General features: G+C 72.0%; 13 protein-coding genes. 3 read left to right on the top strand and 10 right to left on the bottom strand.

Annotation, left to right across the window (positions count from 1 at the left end; genetic code table 11):
• Positions 1 to 21: 21 nt before the first annotated feature.
• Both H5399_RS16760 and H5399_RS16755 read right to left on the bottom strand, forming a co-directional pair.
• A complete protein-coding gene (locus tag H5399_RS16760) occupies positions 22 to 276 on the bottom strand; it encodes a WhiB family transcriptional regulator (RefSeq protein ID WP_182784736.1) in 255 nt (84 codons plus the stop codon).
• A 58-nt stretch (positions 277 to 334) separates the two neighbouring features.
• The gene (locus tag H5399_RS16755) at positions 335 to 1,414 is read right to left on the bottom strand and encodes a mannose-1-phosphate guanylyltransferase (RefSeq protein ID WP_182784734.1); all 1,080 of its coding nucleotides are present in this window, start codon (positions 1,412 to 1,414) and stop codon (positions 335 to 337) included.
• Positions 1,415 to 1,465: 51 nt separating this feature from the next.
• Here H5399_RS16755 and H5399_RS16750 point away from each other — a divergent pair, with 51 nt between their 5' ends.
• Entirely contained in the window at positions 1,466 to 2,119 is a 654-nt protein-coding gene (locus tag H5399_RS16750; protein ID WP_182784732.1) for a TIGR03089 family protein, read from the top strand.
• On the opposite strand, the gene H5399_RS16745 is transcribed toward H5399_RS16750, so the two are convergent.
• Genes H5399_RS16745 through H5399_RS16730 form a run of 4 tightly spaced genes read right to left on the bottom strand, consistent with a single transcriptional unit; the run spans position 2,108 to position 6,891 of the window.
• Complete coding sequence (locus tag H5399_RS16745; RefSeq protein WP_182784730.1) at positions 2,108 to 3,124, bottom strand: hypothetical protein; 1,017 nt, start codon at positions 3,122 to 3,124, stop codon at positions 2,108 to 2,110. The genes H5399_RS16750 and H5399_RS16745 overlap by 12 nt on opposite strands.
• The gene (locus H5399_RS16740) at positions 3,121 to 4,470 is read right to left on the bottom strand and encodes a hypothetical protein (RefSeq protein ID WP_182784728.1); all 1,350 of its coding nucleotides are present in this window, start codon (positions 4,468 to 4,470) and stop codon (positions 3,121 to 3,123) included. Before H5399_RS16740 ends, H5399_RS16745 begins: the two co-directional genes overlap by 4 nt.
• Positions 4,467 to 5,441 (bottom strand): glycosyltransferase family 2 protein, encoded by a 975-nt coding sequence (locus H5399_RS16735; RefSeq protein ID WP_370585819.1) that lies wholly within the window; start codon positions 5,439 to 5,441, stop codon positions 4,467 to 4,469. The genes H5399_RS16740 and H5399_RS16735 overlap by 4 nt, the downstream gene beginning before the upstream one ends.
• 25 nt (positions 5,442 to 5,466) lie before the next feature.
• A complete protein-coding gene (locus H5399_RS16730) occupies positions 5,467 to 6,891 on the bottom strand; it encodes an LCP family protein (protein WP_182784726.1) in 1,425 nt (474 codons plus the stop codon).
• 120 nt (positions 6,892 to 7,011) lie between these two features.
• On the opposite strand from H5399_RS16730, the gene H5399_RS16725 reads away from it, so the two are divergent.
• Positions 7,012 to 8,091, top strand: coding sequence for an LCP family protein (locus H5399_RS16725; RefSeq protein ID WP_370585818.1), 1,080 nt, complete (start codon positions 7,012 to 7,014; stop codon positions 8,089 to 8,091).
• A gap of 9 nt (positions 8,092 to 8,100) precedes the next feature.
• Here the strand turns inward: H5399_RS16725 and purE are convergent, their stop codons facing one another.
• Genes purE through H5399_RS16705 form a run of 4 tightly spaced genes read right to left on the bottom strand, consistent with a single transcriptional unit; the run spans position 8,101 to position 11,095 of the window.
• Complete coding sequence (gene purE, locus H5399_RS16720) at positions 8,101 to 8,607, bottom strand: 5-(carboxyamino)imidazole ribonucleotide mutase (protein WP_182784723.1); 507 nt, start codon at positions 8,605 to 8,607, stop codon at positions 8,101 to 8,103.
• Positions 8,600 to 9,757: a 5-(carboxyamino)imidazole ribonucleotide synthase gene (locus H5399_RS16715; protein ID WP_182784722.1), complete on the bottom strand. Its 1,158-nt coding sequence runs from the start codon at positions 9,755 to 9,757 to the stop codon at positions 8,600 to 8,602. The genes purE and H5399_RS16715 overlap by 8 nt, the downstream gene beginning before the upstream one ends.
• 21 nt (positions 9,758 to 9,778) lie before the next feature.
• The gene (locus H5399_RS16710; RefSeq protein ID WP_182784720.1) at positions 9,779 to 10,276 is read right to left on the bottom strand and encodes a PH domain-containing protein; all 498 of its coding nucleotides are present in this window, start codon (positions 10,274 to 10,276) and stop codon (positions 9,779 to 9,781) included.
• Between the two features lie 30 nt (positions 10,277 to 10,306).
• Complete coding sequence (locus tag H5399_RS16705) at positions 10,307 to 11,095, bottom strand: biotin--[acetyl-CoA-carboxylase] ligase (protein ID WP_220491095.1); 789 nt, start codon at positions 11,093 to 11,095, stop codon at positions 10,307 to 10,309.
• A gap of 139 nt (positions 11,096 to 11,234) precedes the next feature.
• On the opposite strand from H5399_RS16705, the gene H5399_RS18305 reads away from it, so the two are divergent.
• Entirely contained in the window at positions 11,235 to 12,338 is a 1,104-nt protein-coding gene (locus tag H5399_RS18305) for a response regulator transcription factor (RefSeq protein ID WP_255422422.1), read from the top strand.
• The last annotated feature ends 154 nt before the right edge of the window (positions 12,339 to 12,492 follow it).

Genomic DNA, 12,492 nt, shown 5'->3' with positions numbered 1-12,492 from the left:
ACTGTCCTCCCGGACCTGGGATTAGCCGGCCGCGCGCTTCAGCTTCCGGCGTTCGCGCTCGGAGAGGCCGCCCCAGATACCGAAGCGCTCGTCGTGGCCCAAAGCGTACTCGAGGCATTCGGTGCGGACGGTGCAGTTCTGGCACACCCGCTTGGCTTCGCGGGTGGAGCCGCCCTTCTCCGGGAAGAAGGCCTCGGGGTCCGTCTGGGCGCACAACGCGTGAGCCTGCCACGAGAAGGCTCCGTCGTCTCCGAAGAGATCGATGGTCTCATCCACCGTCGCCTCCCTTCGTTGTTGTGAATTACACACGAGTGATTTTGATCGGTCAAGCCGATCAGGCGAATTGGTCCCCCGCTTTCTCCCGCACGAGGGCCACCAGCTCCTTCACGCGCTCCGAATCGGCGAGCGGCGCCACCAGGGTGGCGGTGGGTGTGGAGACCACGAGGCAGTCGCGGAGTCCGATGGTGCCCAGCACGTGCCCGGCGCCCCTCGTGTTGATGAGGACGCATCCCTGCGAGTCCAGCGTGACGGCCGCCCCGTCGACGGCGTTGCCGTGCTCGTCCTGGGTCAGGAGCCCGGCCAGCGACACGAAGCCGCCCACGTCGCGCCAGTCGATCGCCAGGCCCACACTCACCACCTCGGCGTCGGTGCGTCCCACCGAGGCGGGCTCCATCACGGCGTAGTCCACCGAGATCTTCTGCAGCGTGGGGAAGATCTCGTCGAGGGACGACGGATCGGCGACGATTGCGCGGACCTTGGCCGCGGTGTCCGGGAGCAGCTGATCCAGCTGGCCCAGCAGTGTCTGGGCCCGCCATACGAACATGCCGGCGTTCCACCAGTACTCGCCGGTGGCCAGGTACTGCTCGGCCACCTCCCGCGACGGCTTCTCCTTGAACTCCGCCACCCGGTGCACGCCGGGGAACCCGTCGAGCTCCTCGGCGCGGTGGAGGTAGCCGTACCCGGTGTGCGGCGAGGTGGGCAGCACCCCGAGGGTCACCAGCGCGTGGGGCCGCTGCTCGGCCACCTCGAACGCCAGCGCGAGGCTGCGCTGGAACTCCTCGACGGGGGTGATCACCTGATCAGCGGTGACCATGGCCACCACCGCGTCCGCGTCCCGGTCCGCGACCACCGCGGCGGACCAGGCCACCGCGTTGAGCGAATCACGGCCCTCCGGCTCCCCCAGGATGTTCCCGGCGGCCAGCTCCGGCAGCTGGCGGGCCACATCCTCGGCGTAGGCGCGGCCCGTGCACACCAGGATGCGCTCGGGCGGCACCACGCCGACGAGCCGCTCGTAGGCCAGGCGCAGCAGCGAGGACCCCCCGAAGAGCTCCAGCAACTGCTTGGGCCTGCCCTGCCTGGACAGCGGCCAGAGGCGGGTGCCGGACCCACCGGCCATGATGACGACGTAGCGCATGGTGGGAGGCTAGCGAATCCGCAGGGCCGGGACCGCCAATAGGATCGCCCCATGCTCATCAGCGCCCTCCGCCGTCGCGTCGCCCGTCAGGGCTCGCAGCCCCTCCTCACCTACTACGACGGGCGCGACGGCTCCCGGATCGAGCTGTCGGCCGTCACGTTCGCCAACTGGGTGGACAAGACCGCCAACCTCATCGCGGACCTGGGCCACGACGACGGCGAGCCGATCGACGTGGCGCTCGCCGAGACCCACCCGGCGCACTGGGTGACGTTGGTGTGGGTGGCCGCGGCCTGGCAGCGCGGCTGCCCGGTCAACCCGGGGATCTCGGGCGCGGAGCTGTTGGTGGTGGGTCCGGGCGACGACCGCCGCGCCGCCACGACGGTGGCGTGCTCGCTGCACCCGCTGGGGCTGGGTTTCCCGGTGGCCCCTGACGGCGCGGTGGACTTCCGGGAGGCGATGGCGCAGCCGGATGCCCACGACCTCTCCCCGCTCGGCGAGTCGACGGTGTGGGACGGCGCCCCTGTGCCGGCGACGGCGCCCAGAGACGGACGGCTTCTGCTCCTGGATCCGCCCGCGGGCTGGGCCACCGTGGCCGGGGCGCTCGTGGCGCCGGTCCAGGGGTCCGGCTCGACGGTGGTGGCAGTGGGGGTGTCGCGGGAACGGGCGGCCGAGATCGCCGCCGCGGAGCGCGCGCTACTGATCTGAGGGCTGCTCCGCCTCGTCCGCCTGCGGCTGGGCCTCCGCCTCGGCCTCGGACTCCGCCTCGGGATCCGGCTGCGGCTCCGGGTCCGGGTCCACCGCAGCGAGGACCGCTCCCCCACCGAGGGTGGCCAGCATCTGGCGCACATTGGACAGCTGGGAGGTGATCGAATCGCGGCGCTGGGTCACAGCGGCCAGTTCGCGGTCCGAGTCACGGCGGATGCGATCCGCCCGCGTCCGGGCCTCGCTCACCAACGCGTCGGCCTCACGCTCGGCCTTGACGCGCACGGCCTCGGCCTGCGAGGAGGCGTCTGAGATGATGCGCTGCGCCTCGTTCTCGGCTGCCTGAAGGTTCTCCTCGGCCGCCCGGAGCTGATCGTCGCGCTGGCCCATGGCCGCCGCGAAGTCCGCTGCCGCGGCGTCGCGCCGCTCGGCGAGCGTCCGCTCGAAGTCCGCGGCTGCCTGGGCGGCCCTCGCCTGCTGGGACTCGTAGACGGCCTCTGCCTCCTCACGGCGGGTGGCGGCCTCGCGGTCCGCGTGGTCCAGCAGCTCGTCGGCGCGACGCTGGGCGCCGGTGAGGCGCGCCTCCGCGTCGGCCTCGGCGGAGGATCGGGTGTCCACTGCGTAGCGGTCAGCCTCGACGGCGGTGGCCTGCGCGATGCGGGTGGCCTCCTCGATCCGTGCGGCCGCCTCCTCCTGCGCGGCGCGGCGGGTGTCGTCGGCCTCCTCCTCGGCGAGGGACAGGATCTGCCCCACGCGCTCGCCGAGCTCGGCGAACGTGGGACGCGATGCCACATGCTGGGCACGGGCGGCCTCCTCTGCCCGGGCCTGCGCCTCGGCGAGGCGGGCTTCAAGAGCGGCCCGCTCCTGGCCGGCCTCCCGCAGCTGGACGCTCAGCTCACCCAGCTCGGCCCTGGCCGAGTCCAGGGCCTGCTGCAACGTGGCGATCTCGGCCTCGACCTGGGACGGCTCGTAGCCGCGCAGCACGGTACGGAAACTGGGTGTGGTCATGATTCCTCGCTGGGGGTGGGGGTGGTACCTGGGACGGAAAGTGCTTCGATGACGCCGGAGAGGCTGCTGAGCTGCGCGGTGATGTTATCTCGGCGGCGGGTGAGCCGCGCAACCTCGTCGCGGGCGGACGCGACTGTCTCGCGGGCCCCGGATCGGAGCGCCTCGGCCTCGGTGCGGGCTTCGGCGAGCAGCCTCACCGCCTCCTCGCGGGTGGCACGGGTGCGCTCGAAGGAGGCGCGTTGCGAACGCTCCAGATCCGCTGCCAGCGTCTCGCGCACCAGAGCGGCCGTGGTCTCGGCCTCCGCGGTTCGTTCCTCGGCGCGGCGCACGATCGCTTCGGCCTCGCGTCTGGCCCGGTCCAGCGAATCGGTTGCCCTCGTCTCGGCGTCTGCACGGGTGCGAGTGGAATGGTCTGCGGCGGCGCGCAGCTCGGCTCCGGCCCGCGCCCGGATGTCTGCGGCGTCCACCTCGGCGGATCGGATGCGTTGGCGGGCCACCTCGACGGCGCGGTCCGTGGTCCGCGCGAGCTTGGCCCGCAGTTCCCTGGATCGGGTTGCGTTGGCCAGGTGGGAATCGCGGGTGGAGCGGGCGATGTCGGCCTTGGCTCCATCGAGCAGCGCGGAGACTGTGGTGCGGGCCCAGGCCAGCTGCGCGGCCGCGTCGGCCAGCTGGGCCTGCGAGCGACTCTCCGCGTCGTCGATCAGGCGGGCGGCCTGCGCGGCAGCCGCCTCACGCTGGATCTCCACCTCTGCCGCGGCGTCGGCGCGGACCCTGGCCGCCTCGTCGCGCGCCTCCCGGAGCAGGTCGTCCACCTCTGCCGCGCTGCGCCGCGCCTCGGCCTCGGCGTCCGCGCGCACCTTGGCAGCGTCCGCGTCGGCCTGGGCGGCCTGCTCGGCCAGTTCCCGCTCGAAAGCCCGGCGTTCGCGCTCCAGTAGCGCGTCGTGCTCCGCGCGGCGCCGCTCTGACTCCTCGCGGATTCGTCCCGTCTCTGCCTCCGCCTCGGCCACGAGCTCAGCCGCCTGCCGGCGCGCGGCCGCGACCTCCGCCTCAGCCTCGGCGCGGGCGTCGCCGATCACCTCATCGGCTGCGCGCTGCGCGGACTCGGTGATCCGGCCGGCCTGGTCCGCAGCCTCGGTGAGGGCCCGTTGCGCGTCCGCGCGGGCATCGTCGAGCCGGTGACGGACGAACTCGAGTTCGCCTGCCGCCTCGTCGCGCTCCCGGAGGAGGCCGGCGAGTTCCTGCCTGGAGCGCGCCACATCAGCCTCGGCCTCCTCGCGGACCCGGTCCGCCAACCGTTGCGCCTGCAGGAGCAGGCCGCTGGCGGTCTCCGCGGCCCCCATGGTCACTGAGGCAGGCCGCGGACGAACCCGGCCCCCCAGAACAGGTGCATGACGGCGAGCACGACGGGGAACCTGAGCCGCGCGGCCGGGGACAATGACCGGACGCTGGCTGTCGCGGCGGCGACGAACGCGAGGTAGACGGCCGGGGCCAGCAGCAGGCCGGTGAGGGCGTTGTTGCGCAGGATCAGTCCAAGCAGCCCGCCGAGGAGCCCCCCGCCGAGCCCGAGCACGGTGAGTGGAGGCGCCAGGTAGCGCAGCGAAAGGGTCTCCGGGTGACGGCGGGCCACCTCACGGCGCCACTGGCCTGTGGTGTAGAACTGCCTGGCCAGGGCGCGGTAACCGTCCCGCGGGTGATAGACGACGCGCAGGCTGGGCGTGAAGTAGACCAGGTGCCCGGCGTGGCGGAGCCGGTAGTTGAGCTCCCAGTCCTGGGCGCGGTGGAGGGTCTCGTCGAAGGCGCCCACCTCCTGGAGCTTCGCCTTGCGAAACACTCCGAGGAAGACTGTGTCGGCCGGACCCGCCGGGGTGTCGGCGAGGTGGAAGCCGCCGCCACCCAGCCCGAGCCGCGAGTTGTACGCCGCCGCGATGGCCTCCGACAGCGGCGTTGTGCCCTGCGCGTCCATGAGTCCGCCGACGTTGGCGGCCCCGGTCTCATCCAGGAGTGCCACCGCTGTCTCGATGTAGCCGGGGCTGAGCTCGCCGTGCCCGTCGACACGGACGATGATGTCGTGGCTGGAGTGGTCGATGGCGATGTTGAGGCCTGCCGGGGTGAATCCGGTGGGGTTGTCCAGCACGACCACACGGGGATCCGCGGCGGCGAGCTCGTCGGCGATCGCATGGGTCCGGTCCTCGCTCGGCGCCACCGCGAGCACGATCTCGAGCTCACCCGGGTAACGCTGATCCAGCACGCGCTCCACCGCGGCGCGCAGATGCTTTTCCTCGTTTCGGATGGGCATCACCACGCTGACAGGCTGCACCGAGACTCCTTCCTCCGGTGACAACCTAGCTGACCGAGCAAACGGCGGCCAGATCGGGGGTTTCGGTGAACGGCTTGTCGTCGGCCGCCTGGGCGGAAGGCGAGGCTGCGGCCTCCGACCCGCTCGCCGACGGGGCCGCCGAGGTGGCGGTGGGCTCCGGGGTCGGGGTTGGGGAGAGCTTCTCGTCGACGGTGCTGCGGATCAGCTCGAAGTCCGGGTCCGCCGTGACGATGAGCGGCGGGGAGAAGTTGACCGACGTGATGTTCTGCTCGCGCGCCTTGAGGGCCAGCTCGGCCAGGTCGGCGATCGCGCCGGTGCCGACGTCGGTCTTGAGGAGATCCCCACCCGCCTCGCTGAGCTCGACGAACTTCGTGGCCACCGTCGCCGGGTCGAGTTGCTGGACCATGGCGGACATCACGCACTTCTGGCGCACCATCCGCTCGTAGTCGCTTGACTCGGCGCGGGAGCGGGCGAACCACAGCGCGTGGTAGCCGTCGAGCAGCACGTCTTCGCCGGGGTCGATGTAGCCACTGATCGGGGAACCGCCCCCGCCGATGGGAATCGGCTTGGAGATGTCAAGCCTGATGCCGCCCATGGCGTCGATGAGCGCGCTGAACCCGTGCATATCCACCAGCGCGTAGTAGTTGAGGTCCAGGCCGAGGGTCTCCTCGACCGCCTCCTTCATGGCCTCGAGGCCCGCCTGCTGGCCCGGGTACAGGTCCGCGTGTTCCTCGCCGAGCGTCCAGATGCCGTTGAGCATGCAGCCGTTGTCCTCGCAGACGAAGCCGTCGGGGTACAGCTCGTTCAGGGGCGACGAGTCAGGGAACCGCACCTTCTGCAGGTTGCGTGGTAGGCCGAACAGCACCGTTCGGCCCGTCTGGGCGTCCACGGAGGCCACGTTGATCGAGTCCGGGCGCAGGCCCTGCCGGTCCGCCGCGGAATCCGCCCCCAGGAGGAGGACGTTGTAGCGGCCGTCCTTGATCTCCGCCTCGCCGCCGCCCCCGAAGACCTCGCCGACGTTGCGGGCCGCCACCAGGGCGTTCGCGGCTACCGTGGTGACGCCGCCGACGGCGAGCGCCAGGACCAGCGAGGTGATGGTGAGCACCAGGCGCGGCCGCCTGGGTAGGCGCAGCGGGCGGGCGAGCCGCCAGGAGTCCAGGAGCAGCAGCACCCAGCCCGCGAACAGCACCCACAGCGCGAATCTGACGATCGTGGCCACCCAGGGGGTGAGCAGGACTCCGACGGTGGGGCCGCGCCACAGCCAGAGCCCGAGGAGAACCAGCACGCCGAGCAGCGCCGCCGCGCCGTAGACCCGGCCGGCGATCCGGCCCAGGCCGCGGTTCCCCGCGAAACTCTGCACGGAGCCTGGCACCGCCGCGGACATGAGGATGAACCCGAGGGCGCGCCGCGCGTGGACGGCCTGAGCCTCGGCGGGCTGCGGTGGGGTCACGGGTGCTCCTCTTCGGTGACTCGCCCCAGTTTCGCGCCCTCACCGCGGGAGGCCAAATCTGCCACGCCGTCGGCGCCGGATCTCCGCGGGTATCCTGGCCCGCGGACAGGAGGACCCCGGGTGGTCAATCGCGACGACAACATGGACTGGCTGTACCGGCAGGAGTCTCCGGACGAGCCGGAGCCGACCGCGGTCATGCCCGCCTACCCTCCGCCCACTCGACCCGCCGCGCCAGCCCCGAGCGTCGCGGCTCCCCCGCCTCCGCCCAAGGCGCCGCGGCGCCGCACCCGTCGGCGACGACGCCCGCTGCGGCGGTTCGTCGGCACGATGCTGGTGCTGTGGCTGCTCTTCCTGCTCGTCACGCCGCTGTACGCCTGGGTGATCAGCACCAGGGTGGACGCCACCCCTGCCGGAGACCGGCCCGCCGACCAGCCCGGGACCACTGTCCTGCTGGTGGGCTCGGACGCGCGAGCCGGCGTGGCCGGCGCCCGGACGGACACGATGATGCTGATGCACCGGCCCGCCGTCGGGGACCCGGTGCTGCTGTCGATGCCGCGCGACTCGCTGGTCAGCATCCCGGGGCGATCGGACAACAGACTCAACGCCGCCTTCGCGTTCGGGGGCGCGCCGCTGCTCGTCGAGACGGTGGAGGCCAACACCGGCATCCGGATCGACGGCTACCTCGAGGTGGGCTTCGACGGCGTCGTCGACGTGGTCGACGCCCTCGGCGGGATCGAGGTGTGCCCCACGTTCGACATCGACGACCGCGACTCCCACCTCACGATGTCCGCCGGCTGTCAGAGGGTGGACGGGACCACAGCGCTCGGCTACGTCCGGATGCGTAAGGGCGACCCGAGGGGCGACCTCGGCCGGGTAGACCGCCAGCGCGAGGTGATGGGGGCCATGGCCCGGGAGGTGATCCACCCCATGACCGTGCTCAACCCGGTGCGCTACTGGCAGCTCAACATGGCCGCGGCCCAGTCCCTGGGTCGCGGCGAGGACACCGGGCTGCTGGACATGGCGGCCGTAGCCGCGGGCTTCTTCGCCGCCACCACCGGCTCCGGGATCAGCATGACCGTCCCTGTGGCGGGCACGGGCAACGTGAGCGGGGTCGGCTCAGTGGTCCGCTGGGACGACGCGGCGGCAGCCGAGGTGTTCTCGGCGCTCGCCGCGGGCGACACCACCGGGCTCAGCTCTTAGCGTCCAGGGTCAGGAGTTCTGGCCGGACGCCTCGCGGACGACCGCGCCCTTGGCCCGGGCGGCATCGCGCAGGGACTCCTGGAAGTCCAGCATCCGCTCCATCAGCGCCTCGTCCGAGGCCGCCAGTATCCGCACCGCGAGCAGGCCGGCGTTGCGGGCGTTGCCGATGGCCACCGTCGCGACGGGGACGCCCGCGGGCATCTGCACGATCGACAGCAGCGAGTCCATGCCGTCGAGGAACTTCAGCGCCACCGGAACGCCGATCACGGGCAGCGGGGTGAGGGCGGCGAGCATGCCCGGCAGATGGGCCGCGCCGCCGGCGCCGGCGATGATCACCTTGATGCCGCGCGTGTGGGCCTCGCGGCCGAAGCTCACCATGTCCTCGGGCATGCGGTGCGCCGAGACCACATCGGCCTCGAATGGGACGCCGAACTCGGCGAGCGCATCGGCCGAGGCCGACATGGTGGGCCAGTCCGAATCAGAGCCCATCACGATCGAGACGAGCGGTTCAGGCATTCGGGTCTCCCATCAGGTAGCCGGCCGCGTGGTGCGCCCGGCGGCGGACGTCGTCGAGGTCTGTGCCGAGGCAGGTGACGTGGCCCACCTTCCGGCCGGCCTTCACCTCCTTGCCGTAGAGGTGCACGCGGACTGTGCGGTCGCGTGCGAAGACGTGCATGAGCGCGCCGGTGAGGTCCTTCTCGGCGCCGCCGAGGACATTGGTCATCACCACCACGTCGTCGCGGAGCTCCGGGGAGCCGAGCGGCAGGTCGAGGACGGCCCGGATGTGGTTCTCGAACTGGCTGGTGCGGGCGCCGTCGATGGTCCAGTGGCCGGTGTTGTGGGGGCGCATGGCCAGCTCGTTGACCACGATCCGGCCGTCGCGGGCCTCCATCAACTCCACCGCGAGCACCCCGACGACGCCGAGCTCGGTGGCGATCCGGATGGCCATCTGCTGCAGCCCCGAGGCGCGCTCCGGGTCCAGTCCGGGCGCGGGCGTGACGGTCTCCACGCAGATGCCGTCCGTCTGCACCGTCTCGCTGATCGGGTAAGCCACCACCTGCCCCGAGGGTGAGCGCACGACGATGGCGGAGAGCTCCCGGGAGAAGTCGATGAACTCCTCGGCGACGATGCGGACCCGCTCCCCCGCGGACGTGTGGGCGAGGCCCTCGAACGGAACCTCGGCCTGGTCGTCGTCGAGCTTCCAGACACCCTTGCCGTCGTAGCCCCCACGGGAGGTCTTGGCAATGATGGGCCAGCCCTGGCGTTCCCCGAAGGCGGCCACATCGTTGACGTTCTCGCACACCGCGAAGGCGGGGCAGGCCACGCCCAGCTCGGCCATCTTCTCCCGCATCAGGGCCTTGTCCTGCGCGTAGACCAGCGCGGCGGGGCCCGGCCGCACGGCCACCTTCCGCGAGATCTCCTCGAGGTGCCGGGTGGGGACGTGTTCGTGGTCGAAGGTGAGCGCGTCGACCCCGTCGGTGAAGGTCATCAGCGTGTCGAGGCTGCGGTAGTCGCCGACGGTGGCGCCCGGGATGACCTGCGCCGCGGACACGTCCGGGCCCTCCGCGAGGAGGCGGACGTCGATGCCCAGCGGGATGGCGGCCTGATGCATCATGCGGGCCAGCTGCCCACCGCCGGCGATGGCCACTGCATAGCGACGAGTCACCGGGGCAGCATACCCAAGCGGCTACTCGTCGTCCTCGTCCTCTTCGCTGAACAGCAGCTCGGTGATGGTCACGTGCACCCGCTCCACGTCCGGCACGTCCGGCAGCCGCAGCGGCTGCCCCGCGGCGGTCTCCAGGATCAGCGTGCCGCAGCCGAGCATCCGGTCCGTGAGCGAGCGCTCGTAGTTGACGTTGTTGATCCGGCGCAGCGGCAGGTCGTGGCCGAGCTTGTTGATGATGCCGCGGCGGGTGATGATGCGGCGGTCCGTGATGGTGTAGGACGAGGTCACCCAGCGCAGGAACGGGATGAGCACCAGGACGAGGAAGAGCACCAGCGCGACGGCGACCGCCACGTAGGTGGCCCACGGCTGCCACTCGGGCGGCACCAGCGCGATGGAGGCGCCGAGCCCGGCGCCCAGGAGGATGAGGATCAGCGCAGGGCCGAGGAGCGCCTTGACGTGGGTGTGCATCGAGGCGATGACCACCTCGTCGCGGCCCAGCTGGTTCTTGTCGAGTGCCATGGCGCCAAGTGTGGCACGCGGCCACGACACTCAGGCCAGTGTGGCGTGCACCACGTCGCCCACCGGATAGGTCTCGATGCCGGTGGCGGTGGTGACCTGCAGCCGGCCCCACTCGTCGACGCCGCGGCCGGTCCCCGAGACTCGGCGGTCGCCGTCGAGGATCACGGTCAGCTCAGCGCCGACGGACGCGCACCGCGCCTCGTACTCGGCGCGAAGGTTTCCACGCAGCTGCCAGGAGCGGTAGTGCCGCTCGAAGTGGGTGAGCACGCCCGCGACGATTCGGCTCTGATCGGTCGGGAGCCCCTCCAGCGCCAGCGATGTCGCGGTGGGCACCGGCAGCTGGTCGGCGGCGAGGTCCACGTTGATCCCGATGCCGACGACGGCGCGCGCCCCGTCCGGGTGCTCGATCCGCTCCGACAGGATGCCGCACACCTTGCGCCCCCGGATGAGGACGTCGTTGGGCCACTTCAGCGAGACCGGCGCCCCGCCCCCGGCGAGCTCGCCCACGGCCGACGCGACGGCCATGCCCGCCAGCAGCGAGAGCCAGCCCCACTGCGGGAACTCCTGCTGAGGGGTGAGCAGCAGCGACATCGAGATCGACGTGCCGGGAGGGCTCACCCACTGCCGGTCGAGCCTGCCGCGGCCGGCGGTCTGTTCCTTGGACACAAGGACCGCTCCCTCGCCCGCTCCGGCACGGGCGCGGGCGGCGAGATCCGCGTTCGTCGAGCCGGTGGTCTCGATGACCTCGACCGAGCGCCAGAGCGTCGCGGAGGGGAGCACAGCGGCGATGCGGCCCGCGTCGGGAAGGCTGGACGTCACCGCCACATCGTAGCCAGCGCCACAGGGAGAGCGGCGCCTCTGCGAGTCGTCGCAGGAGGCACTGGACGCCGCACCGGCCGGTGTGACACCGTGGCCAGCACCCTGGACACACCGGCCACGAGCACAGGAGGCAGCGGTCATGACGTCGCCGCACACCACCGTGAGAGTGCTGGTTGCGGCCGTCACGGTGGCATCGCTCGCCCTGTGTCTCACCACCGGACCCGAGGCGGCGAAGGTGCCGGCCACGGCCTGGCCGGTTCTCGTCGCCATGGTCGCGTCCGCGGCCGTCACCACCGTGGCAGTCGCCGGCCTCGGGCAGGGGTGGCGCGGGCTCCGCGCGGTTCTCGTTGCCCTCGCCGTCGTGGCTGCCGCCTATCCCGGCCTGTGGGCGCTGGCTGTGCTCGCCAGCGCGCGGTCCCCAGGCTCGGCGAGCGCCTGGGCCGCGGCCGTCGTCGCGGGGGTCGCGCATCTCCCGCTCATCGGCGCATTCTCCGTGGTTCCGCTGCTCAGCGTCCGCTACCTCGGCCGCGGCACCGGGCGTGCCCTCCTGGTGGCCGTGGTAGCCCTGGCAGTGGGGGCCGCAACCTCGTTCGCGCTGTTCTTCGACGACTTCGAGCCGCTCGCCGCTTCGGCCCCCCTACCCTCGAGCAGCGGCGAGCAGGTGGGCATGGCCATCAACGTCGGCTATCTCGCCACGGTCCTGCTCGGCCCAGCGGTCGCGGTGTTCGCCACCTGGCGAAGCGCCCCCGACGTGGCCGCGGCCCGTCGCCTGGCCCTGGTCGCGGGGTCCGCGCTCACCGGCACGCTCCTGGTCATGGTCTGCGGCGCCCTGGGCGGCACCTCTCCACTGGCGGGAACGGTGGTCCTCGTCGGCATGTATGCGGCGTTCAGCATCGTCGTGGCGGGGTGCGTCCGGGCCCTGGCCATCGAGCTGACGGAGCCGACGATGGCGTCGAGCGAGGCCGCCGCCCGCGACCCGGACACGGCGGACGAGCCGGTGTCTTCCCCGGTCCCCGGCGGGCTGTCGATGCTCACGGCTCGCGAGCGGGAGGTACTCGCGTTGTTGGCTGAGGGGCTCTCCAACGCCGGGATCGCCGCCAGGCTCGTCCTCTCCGAGCGCACCGTGGACGCGCACCTGCGCTCGGTGTTCGTGAAACTCGACCTTCCTCAGGGCGCCCACCACAATCGGCGCGTCCAGGCGGGCAACGCCTACCGGGCATCGGTCGACACGTCCGCGGCGTGACGCGGCCCGGCCCCGGACAGGCGACTTAGCCTCGATCCACCGACCGATGAGAGCCTGTGTGCTGCGTGACGGGTTTTCGACTGTGCCCGTGCGGTTCTGGCTGGTGGTGCCGGGTTTCTGGTGTGAGGGTGTGAAGGGGCATCGGACCTTGCTG

The sequence above is a fragment of the Tessaracoccus sp. MC1627 genome (assembly GCF_014164725.1).
Taxonomy (GTDB): Bacteria; Actinomycetota; Actinomycetes; order Propionibacteriales; family Propionibacteriaceae; genus Arachnia.
The sequence above is the reverse complement of the archived record's forward strand: the minus strand, read 5'-3'. Positions and strand labels throughout refer to the sequence as shown.